This window comes from Solibacillus isronensis (assembly GCF_900168685.1).
GTDB classification, from domain to species: Bacteria; Bacillota; Bacilli; order Bacillales_A; family Planococcaceae; genus Solibacillus; species Solibacillus isronensis_A.
The window spans coordinates 1-15,777 of sequence record NZ_FVZN01000014.1 but is presented as its reverse complement, the minus strand read 5'-3'; the positions used below and the strand labels follow the sequence as shown (position 1 = coordinate 15,777).

Below are 15,777 nucleotides of genomic sequence, written 5' to 3'. Positions count from 1 at the left end.
TGATCTCCAGGCAATCAAAAAAAGCTACGGCAACTTTCTGCCATAGCTTTCGTCCTATCTTTTACTAAGCCAATACTGCTTCTGCGACACCATTATCGGATAGTAAAATTTCTTTTAAGCGTGCTTTTGCGCGGAATAGACGAGATTTCACCGTACCGATTGACACTTTCATCAATTCGGAAATTTCGGCTAATGAGAATTGGTCCACGTAGAAATACCATAATGTTTTTTGGTAAATGCTATCAAGCTGTGCCATTTTCTCCTGCACGATTTTTGTGATTTCTGTTTTTTCCACAAGTTCTTCTGTCGTAAAATCATTGTTGGGAACCAAATCTAAAATCGGTACGTCTAATTGTTCAGGTTGATTCATCATGTATTTACTGCGGCGTACATTTTTGCGATAGCGGTCGCGGAATGTATTCATCGTAATTGTTGTAAGCCATGCTTTTACATGGTCTACTTTTGATACTGATTCTTCATAGCGTACAACTTTTACCCAAACTTCCTGCATTAAATCTTCTGCTTCGTTTTGATTGCGTGTAAGCTTTAAGCAAAGATGGTAAATGTAGCGGTTGTATTCATCATAAATAGTCGTTAATAATTCATTCATTTGAAAGTCCTCCGATAGATTTTATATGAAGTGCGCCCTTGGCATAATTACATCGTATGTGTATGTTAAATTTCCTTATGACCTTATTGTGCCAAATTAAACAATTACACTCTATCGGATTGGCTTTCAATTACCTTACAATGCTGTAAGATTGGTTGTAATCATTTGAACGAAATAAATGTTTCTGCATCCCCCGCATAGTCCTCCCCCCTACAAAGTTTCCATTACATAAGTAAGCAATTCATTTAACTTTTTAAAATCTTTTTCAAAATTCGGTTGGATTGTGCTTATTTGAGCGATATTGCGTTCTCTTAAATATGCGCTGTCGCCATGCAGATAAAAACCATTTAATTCGCATGCAGTAAGGATTTCAGCCATTTTTGGGTGCTCCCATGTAGCGATCATCGGATAAGTTGCTGTTACATCAAGCGTTGAATTCTTAATTGCCTCCATCCGCTTTTCCAATACTTCAAAGCGCTCCGGATACAACTTTAGTACATCGATTACTGCCTCTACAAAACTATGCGGCAATGTGAACGGAATTTGCTTCTCAATATAATAAGGCAAATTCAAATACAGTGGTGCATCACTAGAAATCGGTTGTTCCTTACAGAAGATGAAAGCAAGTCCCGCCACCGTGCCAAGCGCCTTCCCGCTGACTGCTGTAGCATAGTGAAGCCCCTGCATCGAAAATGGTATGGAACCAAACGAACTAATACAGTCCGCACATAGCTTTATCTCATATTTTTCCGCCAACTTCCCTAACGAGGCAAGCGGATTTAATGTACTGTTTGATGTTTCGCCATGCACAAATAAAATGTATCGATACCCCGCCTTTTGTAAATACGCTTCAATTTCTGCAATATCGAATGGATTTCCCCATCCAACATCAATCTTTTCAATATGTAGTCCCCACTGTTTGGCCTGGTTATGAAGACGTTGACCGAATTCCCCATTTACCAATACTAGTCCGGTTTCAAGAGGAAATTCACTTTTCAGCTGGCCGAGCATCGCATCATTAGCAAGTGTCCCTGTACCGACAAGTGGTATAACGTAATTTGCCTTTGCAAGTTTACATAACCCGCTTTTCATATCATCAAGCTCCTGCTGGAATTTTACGGAGCGATGGGAAATGGTGGATGGAATCAGCGGATTTTCCAATGCAACTGGTCCCGGAAAAAACACTCTATTCTGTTCACGCAGACGCTCACGGAAAACCGCGCTGTCCTGCCGTGTTAAAACCATCGGCAAATACCGTGCTTCCTCTGTTCCAACAGCTGACGCAAATTGCCTGAACCCCATTTGCGTATACATTTTCTCTTCTCGGACCGTACCGGAAATGACGCATGCTGTATATCCTACATCATAAAAATAACGGTAGATCGCTGTTGTAAGCTTCGTAAAAACACGCCCGTTCCGGTGATTCTTTTTCACCGCGAGCAGCCGGATTTCACATAAATGTTCGCAAACATCTGCATCCAAGTATTTTTCTACATTACCGATTTTTCGATCGATTGAAAATGGTCGTGTATCGCGGAATGCAACCATACCGACCATTTCGGTATTTTTATAGACGATTACATACACATTTTCATCATGAAATTTATCGATAAGCCGACGCAGCGGATTGTGCTCATGCTGAGGAATTTCCTCTACAAAAGTTTCATAGTTTAATGCTGCGATTGCATCAAATTCTTCATCTGTTGCTGCAATTTTACTCCAGTACATTTGGTTTCACCCTTTCTACAATACTATGACGCTGTTTCCAAATAACGAGAACAAGTGCGATTGTTACGATGAATCCTGCTTCTATATATACACTCATAATTATTCCATACAAGATAAACCCGCCTGTCATACTAAGTGTTGCACTTTTTGTTACGAGCAGGCTCAATAAAAAGCCAGCTAAAAATACGAAAATCAATAACGGTGAAAAAGCGACCATTGCTCCAATTACCGTTGCAACTCCTTTTCCACCTTTTCCGCGATTCCAAAACGGGTACAAATGGCCAAGCACTACAGCAATAACAGCAAGTGCAATCGTCAGTTCAGGAAGCTCAAGCATTCGTCCCACAACCACTACAAGAAGCCCTTTTAAACCATCCCCTACTGCCACAAAGATAAAAGCCCACTTCCCTAATGTACGGCCGGCATTTCGTGCCCCAAGATTACCGCTATTCGCATGCTGAAGATCAATTCCTTTTACTTTCCCTAGAACGATCGCAAAAAGGATTGTACCGAGTAAATAACTTAGCAGTATATAGAACATTTTAATCACCCTTTTTGGATTTATTATTTTTATCGTAGCGTATTTGAGCAGAAGTTGCACCGATTGCTTTCCATATTTATCAAAAACACAATACAGTATTTCTTAACTTTAAATGGGTTTATAAAATGATTATTCGCAGGTACTCCATATAATCATTTAGAGAACAATTGAAAAAAGTGTACTTTTATATTTCCTGACGGAGCGTGCTTCCCTCTTTTTTCTAAAAATCATTTATACTAACTATTATCTATTCAAATTTGTTAGGAGTTTATATGAAGAATTTCGGAGGATTTATAGGCTTTATTTTTATCGGATTACTATTTATAGCGATCATCGGAATCGCAATTTCTGTGGAAGTAGGCATTTTACTGCTTGTCGGAATTGAATTTGAAGGTTGGGGAAACTTAATTTGGTTCATTCTAATTTATGGAGTCATTGAATTTGCGTTTGTTATGTTTTCTGATGTCCTGATTGAATTAAAAACAACGCAAAATCACCGGTTCCACAAATACTTTGCGCACTTACTTATCTCCTTTACGCTTTTAATGACAATTTCACTCATAATGGAATCCATTTACTTGTCTTTATATGGCGGAATTGTCTTTGCCATCGCGACAGCGACAATGTATTGGGTGTTTGATGCAGGCTCAAAAAAAGGAAAGATGAGAAGCTGATTTCCAGATGTTCTATGCTATAATTATTTCTACAACCGAAATAAAGGGAGGCACTCAACCATATGAGTCATTTAGAAAAGTTAGACGGTTACTTTACGGAAAACCGTGAACGTCATTTAGCGGAGTTAAACGAATTTTTACGTATTCCTAGTATTTCTGCTCTATCTGAGCACAAGGCAGATATGTTGTCAGCGGCAAACTGGCTGGCGGACCACTTAAAATCATTAAACATCGAAAACGTATCAGTAGATGAAACAGCTGGTCATCCGGTCGTTTATGGGGAATGGCTTCATGCTGAAGGTAAACCGACAATTCTGTTCTACGGTCATTATGATGTACAACCAGTTGATCCATTAAACTTATGGGAAACACCTCCTTTTGAACCGGCCATCCGCGACAATAAACTGTTTGCACGTGGTTCTTCGGATGATAAAGGACAAGTGTTCATGCATTTAAAAATGATCGAAGCGTTATTTGCGACAGAAGGTACATTACCGGTAAACGTGAAATTCATTTATGAAGGTGAAGAGGAAATCGGCAGTCCGTCTCTTCCGAAGTATACAGAAGACAATAAAGAAAAATTAGCAGCTGACTTAATCGTCATTTCCGATACAGGTCTATACGCAAAAGGAAAACCTGCAGTATGCTATGGCTTACGCGGACTAACAGGTGTGCAGATTGATGTGCGCGGTGCAAAAGGTGACCTGCACTCTGGCCTTTATGGCGGTGGTGTTCAAAACGCGATCCATGCACTTGCAGAAATTTTAGCTTCTTTCCGTGATGAGCACGGTACAATTCAAGTGGAAGGCTTCTATGATTCAGTTCGTCCCCTATCTGAAGAAGAGCGCCAAGCTTACCGTGATTTGAACTTTGATGAAGAAGCATTAAAAGAAGAAGTCGGTGTGAAAGAATTATTCGGTGAAGCTGGCTATTCTTACTTGGAACAAACATGGGCACGTCCAACATTGGAAGTAAACGGTGTATTCGGCGGCTTCTCTGGTGAAGGCATTAAAACAGTTTTACCTGCTGAAGCGGGTGCAAAAATTACATGCCGCTTAGTACCGGATCAAGACCCTGAGGAAATCGTTTCTTTACTGAAAGCGCATATTGAAAAGCATAAACCAACTGGTGTCGAAGTAACGATTTCTGAATTTGATAAAGGAAAACCTTACTTAACACCATTCGATCACCCGGCAATTCAGGCGGCAGGTCGTTCATATGAAAAAGTATATGAAGTACCTACAGCTTATACGCGCGGTGGCGGATCAATCCCGATCGTTGCAGCATTCGATGAAATTTTAGGTTTGCCTGTAGTGTTAATGGGCTTCGGTCTTTCAAGCGAAAACTTCCATGCACCAAACGAACACTTCCATCTTGAAAACTTCGACCAAGGCTTGCGAGTACTTGGCGATTACATGCATGAAGTAGCAACAATTAAATTTTAAAAACAAAAGTGCTAAAGCGCCAGTCCAACTCCTAGTGGGCAAAACGCCACGTCCCTGTGGCATGCCCCCCAATGACTCACACCGTGTGAGCCTCTTTTGGAGGGACCGAAATGTCCGAGGAGTTGGCGCTTTAGCCTAGCCTGGACGATAAACAAAAAAGACGCCAATGCTCACTACAGCATTGGCGTCTTTTGGAATCCGTACGGGACCATATAAAAATAGGGGGGTTATATGTTGTCGAAGTCATGTACGAGATTTATGAGTAACATAGCATATCAATGAGTGAGCAAGTTTGCCTTCCATGCACACCGCTCTACTTGATAAACCAATGATAGCATGTCTCCTTCAAGCAAAAAATACGTGGGCTATCATTGTCATATTATGCTCACATTTTCTGTTCACAATTTCTCAACAAGCGGATAGAAAATAATAATATTTTGATGTTTCTTAATTGATTTTTGACGAAATCCTATATTATATAAGAAAAGTCTATTCCATATAAGCATTTATTACTAAATAAAAAAGAAGATTATACATGTGCTTAACCTATATAACAAAAAAACTCATTCATTTTCTCTATAGGAAAATGAATGAGTTTTTACTTCTACAACTTTAAAGCGCATTTAAAATCATGCCAACTGTTGCATAAATAAAGACTGTCCCAAATACAGCCATCATATGGAAGAGCGAATAGCCGAACATAATATTCGCCCACTTCTTCTCACCTTGTTTTTTTGATGCAGCAATACTCATGCATAGCCAAATGACACCAAGGACAAGTGAAACGATTGTTAAACCTAAGCTAAGCGGTAAAAACAAAAAGCTCGATAAAATTAGCAGCACGAGATAAATATTCGACTGAATATATGTGCGCTTTTCCCCTTTTGCTACAGGTAGCATTGGGATATTCGCCGCGGCGTAATCCTCTTTTTTACGAATGGCAATGGCATAAAAATGAGGCATTTGCCAAATGACCATAATTAGAAACAGCGCCCATGCAGCCGGATGCCACAGATCCGGAGCGACGGCTGCCCACCCAATGAGTGGGGGCATAGCGCCTGAAATACTACCAACTTCTGTATTCCAGATTGTACGGCGTTTTGTCCACATTGTATAAGGGACAACATAGAAAAATACACCTAAAAACCCTAACATAGCAGCTAACGGTGATGCTAAATAAAGCGCCGTACATCCTAATATTAATAAAATCGTCGCAACGATTAGCACTAACTTCGCAGAAAGTTCTCCAGTAACGGTTGGACGAGTTTTTGTACGGGGCATAATTTGATCAATATCCCGGTCATAGACGTTATTATATGCACCTGCAGCAGCTATAACTGCTGCCGAACCAATAATTGCATAAATAATAGCGGGAATATGATCAATAAAATTTAATTCATACGTATACAGGGCGAGCATTAATGCCGCGATCATCGGAATTAAGTTAGATTTTATAATGCCGGTCTTCACTGCTTGCGCCCACAACTGTCGATTCGATTGCGTTTGCATGTTCTTAATCCTACTTCCTAATTAATCACTTTCTCTAGTATAACCTAATCGGGACATAAAGGGTTAGCATCCAGGCTTTTTTTCTCATTTTTCCATTTAAAATGTCGTGATAATCCTGTCACAATTAATGATTGGATTGCTGGACAGACAATTAATGAAACGGCTTATCATTCATTGTTGTACAGACTCTTCCCGCTCTCGGTAAACCCACTTAATAATAGGTAGTACACATAAGAATATAAACAGCAAACGAAACAGCTGGAAAACGGTTACAACGGAAATATCTGCCTTTACCGCAGCCGCTAAAAGCCCCATTTGATCGAGTCCACCAGGTGCCGTGCTTAAAAAGCTTGTCGCAAAGCTCAAATCTAAATACCGGGCAATGAGTAAGCTTGTGCCGTATGTGAGAATAATCATCGCAACCGTACTGGCCATCCCACCGATCAAAACATTCAATGGAAGACGCAATGTTTCAGGCTTTAATAACAGTCCAATATAGGCACCGATTAAAATTTGCGCAATATGAAGAACATCACTCGACATTGTCGGTGCTTCAATTCCAAAGAATTTTAATCCGATGACAACGATGATCGGTGTTAAAAAGTGCGCGACAGGGAGCTTTAATTTTCTGCCAAGCGGGACGGCAACAGCAGCGAGCAAAATGACCAGACCCACTTGCCATACATCCCATGTCAATGGAATACTTGCTCCCCCAACAACATGACCTGACACTAAAAACGGGATGAGCAGCACGACCCCCAATACACGGACAATATGAAAATACGTGACCGCTGTTAAATGGACATCCCCTTCCTCTTCCGCAAACAATACAAGCTGGGATAACCCACCCGGAACATTGGCGGCGACGGCCGTTTTAAATGTAAGACCCGTTGATCGAGCAATCACCCATGCAATCCCTAAACAAAATGCAAATAATAGAACATTGACGATGACCATAAAAAACAGCAAGGATTTGAAATCGGAAAATAGCGAGAAATCAAATTGCTGACCAATTGCGACACCAACGATTACAAGTCCTGTATTTCGCAAAACAGCCGGCCATCGCAGCCTATCTTTAATGAAAAACTGTGCAACCAGCACCGAAAAAATAGGACCGATCAGCCATGGAATCGGAAATGAAAGCGTGGAGAATAGAAGTGCCCCAATAAGTGCAATGACGAATACAAGAAGCATAATTTCTCCCCTTTCCTTTTAATGAATACGTTCATTTTAACTTAAATTATTTCGTAATGCGAACAACTAATTAAACTGGTAATATAATAGAATGTGTACAATTCCAACTTTATAAAGCCACTAATTAAATAGAAAATATAACATACAATAAAAAATATTTATAAATATTTATGATTTTTTATACATATAGTTCCACTGTATATTTTTGTTATATAATAACCACTTATTATAATGATATAAGGTTTAATCCACTTTTTTTCATCACCTCGCCCACCTAATACCTCTGTATCAGTACATAAACAATTTCACCAAAAATGATTTTTCCATGCGATTTCATTTTACAAATATAACGACATAACTAAGTATGTAAGCATTTTCATTTGCTATTTTACGTACTTAGTGGCATAATGAGGACATAAAGTTACTATAACTTTAAAACAATAATAGAGGTGTTAATAGATGATCTATGCAAACCCTAATACTGCTGGTGCAGTAGTTAACTTTAAAGAAAAATACGATAACTTTATCGGTGGCGAATGGGTAGCTCCTGTAAAAGGACAATACCTGGATGTAAAATCACCTGTAACTGGTAAAGTATTTACTTCAGTTGCACGTTCAACTGAAGAAGATATTGAATTAGCATTAGACGCAGCACATGCAGCTAAAGGTGCCTGGGCACAAACTTCTGTTGCATACCGCGCGAATATTTTAAATAAAATTGCAGACCGCATTGAAGAAAATTTAGAAAAAATTGCTGTTGCTGAAACTTGGGACAACGGTAAAGCAGTACGTGAAACATTAAATGCTGATATTCCTTTAGTAGTGGATCATTTCCGTTACTTTGCTGGTGCGATTCGTGCACAACAAGGCGGAATTTCTGAAATCGACAACGATACAGTAGCATACCACTTCCACGAGCCAATCGGGGTTGTCGGTCAAATTATTCCTTGGAACTTCCCATTATTAATGGCTTCTTGGAAAATTGCTCCGGCATTAGCTGCTGGTAACGTAATCGTGATGAAGCCTGCTGAACAAACACCAGCTTCAATCATGGTATTAATCGAATTAATTCAAGACTTATTACCAAAAGGCGTATTCAACGTTGTTAATGGTTTAGGTATTGAAGTTGGTAAACCACTTGCTACGAACCCACGCATTAACAAAGTGGCGTTCACTGGTTCTACTGGAGTAGGTCGTTTAATTATGCAATACGCTACAGAGAATATTATCCCTGTAACATTAGAGCTTGGCGGTAAATCACCAAACGTCTTCTTCCCAGACGTAATGGATCATGACGATGAGTATTTGGATAAAGCTATCGAAGGTTTAGTAATGTTCGCATTAAACTCAGGCGAAATTTGTACTTGTCCTTCACGTGCATTAGTTCACGAATCTATCTATGACAAATTCATGGAACGTGTATTAGAACGCGTTAAAGCAATCAAAATCGGTAACCCGTTAGATACAGAAGTAATGATGGGTGCTCAAGCTTCAAATGAGCAATTACAAAAAATCTTATCTTACATCGAAATCGGTAAAGAAGAAGGCGCTGAGCTACTTATCGGCGGCTACCAAAACCAATTAGATGCTGACCAAGAAGGCGGCTACTATGTGGCACCAACAGTATTCAAAGGTCACAACAAAATGCGTATCTTCCAAGAAGAGATCTTTGGTCCAGTTCTTTCTGTAACAACTTTCTCTACTTTCGAAGAAGCTATGGAAATCGCCAACGACACTGAATTCGGTCTAGGTGCTGGTGTATGGTCACGTAACATGGATACAGCTTACCGCGCTGTACGTGGTATCCAAGCTGGTCGTGTTTGGACAAACACTTACCACCAATACCCTGCTCACGCTGCATTCGGCGGATATAAAAAATCAGGTATCGGTCGCGAAAACCACTTAATGATGTTAGATCACTACCAACAAACAAAATGTATGTTAGTAAGCTACAACAAAAACGCTCAAGGTTTCTTCTAAGCCCAAGCGGACTATTAGAGGATGTGCTTTTACAGTACATCCTCTTTTTTATAGGAGGATGCTTTATGGAAAAGTTAGTCGCGACTGAAAAAGCGGTTGAGGTTATCGAGCTGTTGAAGGCAAAGCATGGAAACTTGGTGTTTGAGCAGTCTTCCGGTTGCTGCGATGGTACGGTGCCAATGTGTTTTACAAAGGACGGGCACTATATTAGCAGCCAGCTTGTACTTATCGGGGAAATTTCGGATGTTCCGTATTATATTGATAAGCATCAGTCGGAGTATTTGAAGCATATGCAAGTTCTTGTTGATGTAATGGAAGGTCAGGGCGCATCTTTTTCATTGGAGAGTGCAGAAGGATATGCTTTTTTGATGAAATCAAAGGTAATGAAATAATGTAAAACGCCATCCAGCAGCTTAAATAAAGCTTCTGAATGGCGCTTTTTATTAAGATAAAACTGGGGGATAAATTGGGATAGACAATGTCACCAATGCCACACTTAATAATAATAGCGATAATTTAACGTTTTTCTTCATATTCCTCGTCTCCTTTATAATTAAATGAATTGGATTGCTTTTTCAAATTTCTTTTCTTGCCTGTAGTACTCGCCCAGTAAATAAGAAAACTGCTGGTGCATTTCTTTAAACTCTTCACTGTTTGCCGTAAACGGAATTAACCTCCCCTCCAAAAATTCCATTGCTTTCTTTTCTTGTCCACCTAGCAAATATAAATAAAAAGAAGCAAATAAATTAAAACTTAATTTTCTCTTACTTTTTGCTTCTTCCTTTAACATAGTAAAGGTTTTGAAACTTTCTACTTTTTGATCAAGGCGAAATTGCGTCATGCCCAAATTATATAAACAAAATAAATAGTTATCGCTGTTATTTTCCATTAACGAAGCACTTTGCTCAAAATAAACGAGGGCTCTTTCATATTCGCCTCTCATTTGATATAAATCCCCAAGGTTATGATATATAGCAGGCAGTAACTGCTGTTGCTGCATCAGTTCCACATTTCTCAGGAGATGATCATAAATTTCGATTGCTTCATGGAATACTTTCCCCTGCGCGTAATAAAGAGCGAGCGACATGGAAGTATAAATAATCCGCTTAAAATTAAACTGATCCTTATAATAATGCAGTGCTTTTCTCCCATAAAGAATCGCCTGGCTCGGTTCATCCAGCCGGCCTTTTATTAACGAAAAGTGATAGTAAAACTCCCCTTCCAGTGACCCAAGTTCCGAGCTTGTCTTAAGTATATTAGTTAGTTCTCCAGCTGCTTCTGCATACTTACCCCTTGTTATTAAAACTAATGCATAATAGTAAGAATGTAAATATCTCTCATGTTGGGAAAAATTCTGACGGTGGGCATTTAGCCACTTCAACTGAAGCTCCGCCATTTTGTAATCGTTAATAAACACGTAGTAACGTAATTTATAAAGTTCATATAAATAGACTGATTCTGTAAAACCAATGATCTCTTCATAATCTTTTAATAGTCCCATTGTCGCAATAGCTTTTTCATTTTCTAGGTAATTGATCTGTTTTTGTAAGTCTTTCAATAACTTTATGATATGGTGTTCGCTATTTTCTACATCACGGCTATTAATATTTAAACGTTCCAAGAGTAGTCGAATTGTCTCGCAGTTTGCTTCTTTATTGTTATTCTCGATTTTACTTAAATGTGGAATCGAGCAAATTCCCGCTGCAACCTCATTTTGAGTCATTCCAAGCTTTGTACGGTAGTACTTTATTAAAGAACCTATTTTCATTCAATTACCACGCCCCTTTAAATAGTTAGATAGTTTATCTAGTATACTTAATATTTTCCCAATAATCAAAAAACTAGTATTGTGATAAATTCAATATGTAATCCAAAAATATACTTTGAAAAGGGGTCAGGAAAATGAAAAAAGTGAAGAGTACGTTATTCAGTCTTTTGATTGCAGGATCATTAATGAGTCCGGCACATGCAGCAACATTGGATAGTGAAGACAATTCGTTAAACAATGTCGGCCAAGAAAAATTCCGTGTGTATATTGAAGCAAACAACCAATCTGCAAAACAATCTGCAAAAGCACAATATTCTGCACGCTGGGAATTAACAGAGAACGGATTTTCAACAGAAGTAAATGAAAAGCAATTCCAAGCATTGCAAAAGAATAAAAATTTCACAGTCACAAAAGTTCCTGTCGTCTCATTAGATCCGATCAATCTGGAATTGGGCGAGGATTTTACAACAGAAGAAAGAACACCGGATGCATCTGCTTACGCAAGAGCTTCCCAGCAAGTACCATGGGGAATTAAAGCGATTTATAATAATAGTTCATTAACATCTACATCTGGAGGAAGCGGCGTAAATATCGCTGTATTTGATACAGGAGTTAACACTTCCCATCCTGACCTTGCCAATACTGTGGAGCAATGTAAAGACTTTACGACAGCGACAGCCGTTGTAAATAATAGCTGTACTGATAGAAACGGTCATGGTACGCATGTTGCCGGGTCAGCACTGGCTGATGGCGGAAGCGACCGAGGCGGTGTTTATGGTATTGCTCCAGATGCAGATCTTTGGGCATACAAAGTATTAACAGACAGCGGTTCTGGCTACTCGGATGATATTGCTGCTGCGATCCGCCATGCTGCTGATCAAGCAACATCTACTGGTACAAAAACAATCATCAACATGTCATTAGGTTCTTCAGCGAACAACAGCCTAATTTCAAGTGCTGTCAATTATGCATACAGTAAAGGCGTACTTATTGTTGCGGCAGCCGGTAACTCAGGTTATGCACAAGGAACAATTGGCTATCCGGGAGCATTACCGAATGCTATTGCTGTAGCAGCATTAGAAAATGTACAGCAAAACGGAACTTACCGTGTAGCTGACTACTCTTCACGCGGGTATGCTTCAACGGATGGCGATTATGTTATACAGCAAGGTGATATTGAAATTTCAGCTCCCGGTTCAGCAATTTATTCTACATGGTATAACGGTGGCTACAATACAATTAGCGGAACATCGATGGCTACACCTCACGTTTCAGGTTTAGCAGCAAAAATCTGGGCTCAAAACCCGTCTTGGTCTCACACGCAACTGCGCTCAAACTTACAAACACGCGCAAAAGCTGTAGATATTAAAGGCGGATACGGTGCCGCTACAGGCGATGACTACGCTTCAGGATTTGGGTTCGCCCGTGTTCAGTAATATAGAATGTAATAAAAAACGAAACACCGGCCGTGGCTGCTGGTGTTTCGTTTTTTCATTTAATTTGTTCTCCCCCTTTGCTTAACGGTATACACTTTTTAAGGTTGGTCGCAGTGTTCTAATATGTTCAAGAATGTTCTAATATAATTTTATTTATTCTAATAAAGTTGCAATTTTCTAATATAACTGTGAGTTGTGCTAATAAGTATCCGCTTTGTTCTAATATCCCCTTTTGATTAGCTAATATCTCTCGAACTTTTTCTAATATCCGGTCCAATTGTTCTAATAAAAACCTGATCGCATTACAGCTTCGCGAATTCAACCGCATACGAGATTAAAAAATAGATGAAACCGGCGCAACTTCTAATACCCTTCTGATTTCTTCTAATATCGCCTCAAATTCTTCTAATATCCCGCACCATTGTTCTAATAAAAACGCCCAATAAAAAAACAGCTTAAGTAAATATCACTTAAGCTGCTTCACGTATATTATAATTCACAAGCCCAGCCATCTTTATCGCCGTCTCTTGCTGTTGCGTAAGCAGGATGCGATGAGCTGACACCTTTCGGATAATAAACCCGCATTTCTGTACAGTTTTTAAATGCAGTCGGTGCTCCTGGAATGACATATGTCCCAGAATTCACATCACCTTTTGGATTTTCAGGTGTCGTATTCGGCACGATGAACTCTTTCGCACTAATAGAGTAGGATTGACCGTTCGTTGTCACAACAATTGTTCCATCCTGTGCAGTTGCGTAAGCTTTTGTACCAACCGTTTTAATGTTTGAAAGCACTTCTTTATGAGGATGGCCATAGCTGTTGCCTTCTTCATAACTTAAAATAACCGCTTTCGGATTTACTTCTTGTAAAAATCCAAGCGAACTACTTGAACTTGAACCGTGATGACCCGCTTTTAAAATCGTTGCGGAAACATCATATTTCTTCGCAATTTGCTCTTCGATTCCTGCATCCGCATCGCCCATCAATAAGAAAGACATATTTTGATACGTCAGTTTTAATACGATGGAAGCATCATTCATATCACTTGCTTGTGCATTGACAGCTAAAACTTGAGTTTTCACATTTGAATCCAATGAAATCAAGTCTCCCGCTTTCGGCTCTGTATAAGGAATTTTTTTATCGACTACCATCTGCAGTAAATTTTCATATGTTACCGTTGTATGGACTTTCCCGCTGTTAATAAACTCGCCAACCGTAAAGCTTTCCAGTACTGCAGCTAATCCACCGATATGATCGGCATCTGGATGTGTTGCTACTACGTAATCAAGCTTCTTCACATTTTTAGATTTTAAATAAGCAACAACCGTGCTGCCGTATTCTTTCGTCCCTGCATCAATAAGCATTGTTTTTCCATTTGGTGCTTGAACTAAAATCGAGTCTCCTTGTCCAACATCTAAAAAGTGTACGTTCAATTTAGAAGATGTTGAGCCTAAACCTTCCTGATATTTCACTGCACGTGCTAAAAATGCAGAAATATGAGCACGCGTTAAATTATTCGCAGGCTTAAATGTACCATCCTCATAACCAGTTGTAATATTGGCTGCAGCTAATTGGCTCACTGCTTCATATGCCGTATGCCCTTTTTTCACATCTTTAAAGGTTTTCGTGCCATTCGGTAAATCAAATGCACGTGCAATAAATGCAGCCATATGACCACGTGTCACTTTTGTCGTCGGCTTAAATGTACCATCCGTATAGCCGTTAATGATACCGGCTTCCACAGCTGATTGAATATACCCGCTGTTTTTATGAGACTTCGGAACATCTTTAAACTTCGTAGCTCGCTGTGTGCCGTCAAGACCAACAGCCTTTGCGACCATGACAGCCACTTCTTCGCGTGTCACAATGTCCTTTACACCGTATATCTTTTTATCGGCGCTAATAATACCTTTATCCAATAAAAAAGCTATATCCTGATAGTTACTATGCTTTGGCGATACATCGGTAAACACTTGTTCCGCACTTGTTGGTGTAGCATATAACATCGAGGATATAATTAGAAGAAACACTAATAATAGACTAAATACTTTTTTCATTTTCTAACCTCCCTTATTTATTATAGATTTTTTAATAAAGAAAGAAAGTTATTTTTGAATAGTATTTAAATTATCTTTTTGGTAGTAATGGATTGTTCATCCTTTTCATGACCACTCAAAATTATAGTTGGGATTTGTCGCTTCTCCCCTTTTTCACAACAACCTCTATATCGTTAAACTAATATTCTATTTCAAGAAGGACTACGGACTATAAGAAATTTAAAATCCTTTACAAATAAAAAAAGCATGCAGCTTCTGCTACATGCTTAGAAATGACCCGTACGGGATTCGAACCCGTGTTACCGCCGTGAAAGGGCGGTGTCTTAACCACTTGACCAACGGGCCATGGCTCCGAAGGCAGGACTCGAACCTGCGACCTGCCGGTTAACAGCCGGATGCTCTACCAACTGAGCTACTTCGGAATAATTATATATGGTGGGCCTAAATGGACTCGAACCATCGACCTCACGCTTATCAGGCGTGCGCTCTAACCAGCTGAGCTATAGGCCCTATTTAAAAACTGGAGCGGGTGATCGGAATCGAACCGACAACATCAGCTTGGAAGGCTGAGGTTTTACCACTAAACTACACCCGCATATGGTGGGTTTGGACGGAATCGAACCGCCGACACTTAGAGCTTCAATCTAATGCTCTACCAACTGAGCTACAAACCCACAAATGGCGGTCCCGACCGGGATCGAACCGGCGATCTCCTGCGTGACAGGCAGGCATGTTAACCGCTACACCACGGGACCATTTGGTTGCGGGGGCAGGACTTGAACCTGCGACCTTCGGGTTATGAGCCCGACGAGCTACCACTGCTCCACCCCGCGA

At 39.8% G+C, this 15,777-nt stretch carries 12 protein-coding genes and 7 tRNA genes; 5 read left to right on the top strand and 14 right to left on the bottom strand.

Going from position 1 to position 15,777, the window contains the following annotated elements; all coding sequences use genetic code 11:
* Positions 1 to 64: 64 nt before the first annotated feature.
* The 3 genes from B5473_RS08860 to B5473_RS08850 form a co-directional block, all read right to left on the bottom strand.
* Positions 65 to 610, bottom strand: a complete 546-nt coding sequence (locus B5473_RS08860) for an RNA polymerase sigma factor (protein ID WP_008404685.1) — start codon at positions 608 to 610, stop codon at positions 65 to 67.
* 210 nt (positions 611 to 820) lie between these two features.
* Complete coding sequence (locus B5473_RS08855; protein ID WP_079524538.1) at positions 821 to 2,338, bottom strand: aminotransferase class V-fold PLP-dependent enzyme; 1,518 nt, start codon at positions 2,336 to 2,338, stop codon at positions 821 to 823.
* Positions 2,325 to 2,879, bottom strand: a complete 555-nt coding sequence (locus tag B5473_RS08850; protein ID WP_079524537.1) for a glycerol-3-phosphate acyltransferase — start codon at positions 2,877 to 2,879, stop codon at positions 2,325 to 2,327. The genes B5473_RS08855 and B5473_RS08850 overlap by 14 nt, the downstream gene beginning before the upstream one ends.
* A gap of 272 nt (positions 2,880 to 3,151) precedes the next feature.
* Here B5473_RS08850 and B5473_RS08845 point away from each other — a divergent pair, with 272 nt between their 5' ends.
* Both B5473_RS08845 and B5473_RS08840 read left to right on the top strand, forming a co-directional pair.
* Positions 3,152 to 3,553: a YrvL family regulatory protein gene (locus tag B5473_RS08845; RefSeq protein WP_079524536.1), complete on the top strand. Its 402-nt coding sequence runs from the start codon at positions 3,152 to 3,154 to the stop codon at positions 3,551 to 3,553.
* 62 nt (positions 3,554 to 3,615) lie between these two features.
* Entirely contained in the window at positions 3,616 to 4,998 is a 1,383-nt protein-coding gene (locus B5473_RS08840; RefSeq protein ID WP_008404693.1) for a dipeptidase, read from the top strand.
* A gap of 612 nt (positions 4,999 to 5,610) precedes the next feature.
* Here B5473_RS08840 and cyoE read toward each other — a convergent pair.
* Entirely contained in the window at positions 5,611 to 6,507 is an 897-nt protein-coding gene (gene cyoE, locus B5473_RS08835) for a heme o synthase (RefSeq protein WP_065216677.1), read from the bottom strand.
* Positions 6,508 to 6,678: 171 nt separating this feature from the next.
* The gene (locus B5473_RS08830) at positions 6,679 to 7,701 is read right to left on the bottom strand and encodes an AbrB family transcriptional regulator (protein ID WP_065216678.1); all 1,023 of its coding nucleotides are present in this window, start codon (positions 7,699 to 7,701) and stop codon (positions 6,679 to 6,681) included.
* Positions 7,702 to 8,160: 459 nt separating this feature from the next.
* On the opposite strand from B5473_RS08830, the gene exaC reads away from it, so the two are divergent.
* On the top strand, positions 8,161 to 9,681 hold the full coding sequence (exaC, locus tag B5473_RS08825) for an acetaldehyde dehydrogenase ExaC (protein WP_014824816.1): 1,521 nt from the start codon (positions 8,161 to 8,163) through the stop codon (positions 9,679 to 9,681).
* Between the two features lie 65 nt (positions 9,682 to 9,746).
* A complete protein-coding gene (locus B5473_RS08820) occupies positions 9,747 to 10,073 on the top strand; it encodes a DUF779 domain-containing protein (RefSeq protein ID WP_079524535.1) in 327 nt (108 codons plus the stop codon).
* 161 nt (positions 10,074 to 10,234) lie between these two features.
* Here B5473_RS08820 and B5473_RS08815 read toward each other — a convergent pair whose 3' ends face one another.
* Positions 10,235 to 11,449 carry a helix-turn-helix domain-containing protein gene (locus tag B5473_RS08815; protein ID WP_079524534.1) on the bottom strand — a complete coding sequence of 405 codons (1,215 nt, stop codon included), beginning with the start codon at positions 11,447 to 11,449 and terminating at the stop codon, positions 10,235 to 10,237.
* Between the two features lie 134 nt (positions 11,450 to 11,583).
* Between B5473_RS08815 and B5473_RS08810 the strand changes: the two genes are divergently transcribed.
* Positions 11,584 to 12,885, top strand: coding sequence for a S8 family peptidase (locus tag B5473_RS08810; RefSeq protein WP_079524533.1), 1,302 nt, complete (start codon positions 11,584 to 11,586; stop codon positions 12,883 to 12,885).
* A gap of 489 nt (positions 12,886 to 13,374) precedes the next feature.
* Here the strand turns inward: B5473_RS08810 and B5473_RS21070 are convergent, their stop codons facing one another.
* From B5473_RS21070 to B5473_RS08765, 8 genes are all read right to left on the bottom strand, one after another.
* The gene (locus B5473_RS21070; protein WP_079524531.1) at positions 13,375 to 14,943 is read right to left on the bottom strand and encodes an S-layer homology domain-containing protein; all 1,569 of its coding nucleotides are present in this window, start codon (positions 14,941 to 14,943) and stop codon (positions 13,375 to 13,377) included.
* A 273-nt stretch (positions 14,944 to 15,216) separates the two neighbouring features.
* Positions 15,217 to 15,288 (bottom strand) — tRNA-Glu (locus B5473_RS08795).
* A 1-nt stretch (position 15,289) separates the two neighbouring features.
* Positions 15,290 to 15,365: transfer RNA gene (locus B5473_RS08790), tRNA-Asn, on the bottom strand.
* 11 nt (positions 15,366 to 15,376) lie between these two features.
* Positions 15,377 to 15,453: transfer RNA gene (locus B5473_RS08785), tRNA-Ile, on the bottom strand.
* A gap of 11 nt (positions 15,454 to 15,464) precedes the next feature.
* Positions 15,465 to 15,538, bottom strand: a tRNA-Gly gene (locus B5473_RS08780).
* Positions 15,539 to 15,541: 3 nt separating this feature from the next.
* Positions 15,542 to 15,617 (bottom strand) — tRNA-Phe (locus tag B5473_RS08775).
* A gap of 5 nt (positions 15,618 to 15,622) precedes the next feature.
* Positions 15,623 to 15,698 (bottom strand) — tRNA-Asp (locus B5473_RS08770).
* 3 nt (positions 15,699 to 15,701) lie between these two features.
* Positions 15,702 to 15,776 (bottom strand) — tRNA-Met (locus tag B5473_RS08765).
* Between the last annotated feature and the right edge of the window lies 1 nt (position 15,777).

Bases quoted from the DNA above. Each gene is read 5' to 3' on its own strand.
- B5473_RS08860 (WP_008404685.1), bottom strand. From the start codon at position 610: ATGAATGAATTATTAACGACTATTTATGATGAATACAACCGCTACATT.
- B5473_RS08855 (WP_079524538.1), bottom strand. From the start codon at position 2,338: ATGTACTGGAGTAAAATTGCAGCAACAGATGAAGAATTTGATGCAATC.
- B5473_RS08850 (WP_079524537.1), bottom strand. From the start codon at position 2,879: ATGTTCTATATACTGCTAAGTTATTTACTCGGTACAATCCTTTTTGCG.
- B5473_RS08845 (WP_079524536.1), top strand. From the start codon at position 3,152: ATGAAGAATTTCGGAGGATTTATAGGCTTTATTTTTATCGGATTACTA.
- B5473_RS08840 (WP_008404693.1), top strand. From the start codon at position 3,616: ATGAGTCATTTAGAAAAGTTAGACGGTTACTTTACGGAAAACCGTGAA.
- cyoE (WP_065216677.1), bottom strand. From the start codon at position 6,507: ATGCAAACGCAATCGAATCGACAGTTGTGGGCGCAAGCAGTGAAGACC.
- B5473_RS08830 (WP_065216678.1), bottom strand. From the start codon at position 7,701: ATGCTTCTTGTATTCGTCATTGCACTTATTGGGGCACTTCTATTCTCC.
- exaC (WP_014824816.1), top strand. From the start codon at position 8,161: ATGATCTATGCAAACCCTAATACTGCTGGTGCAGTAGTTAACTTTAAA.
- B5473_RS08820 (WP_079524535.1), top strand. From the start codon at position 9,747: ATGGAAAAGTTAGTCGCGACTGAAAAAGCGGTTGAGGTTATCGAGCTG.
- B5473_RS08815 (WP_079524534.1), bottom strand. From the start codon at position 11,449: ATGAAAATAGGTTCTTTAATAAAGTACTACCGTACAAAGCTTGGAATG.
- B5473_RS08810 (WP_079524533.1), top strand. From the start codon at position 11,584: ATGAAAAAAGTGAAGAGTACGTTATTCAGTCTTTTGATTGCAGGATCA.
- B5473_RS21070 (WP_079524531.1), bottom strand. From the start codon at position 14,943: ATGAAAAAAGTATTTAGTCTATTATTAGTGTTTCTTCTAATTATATCC.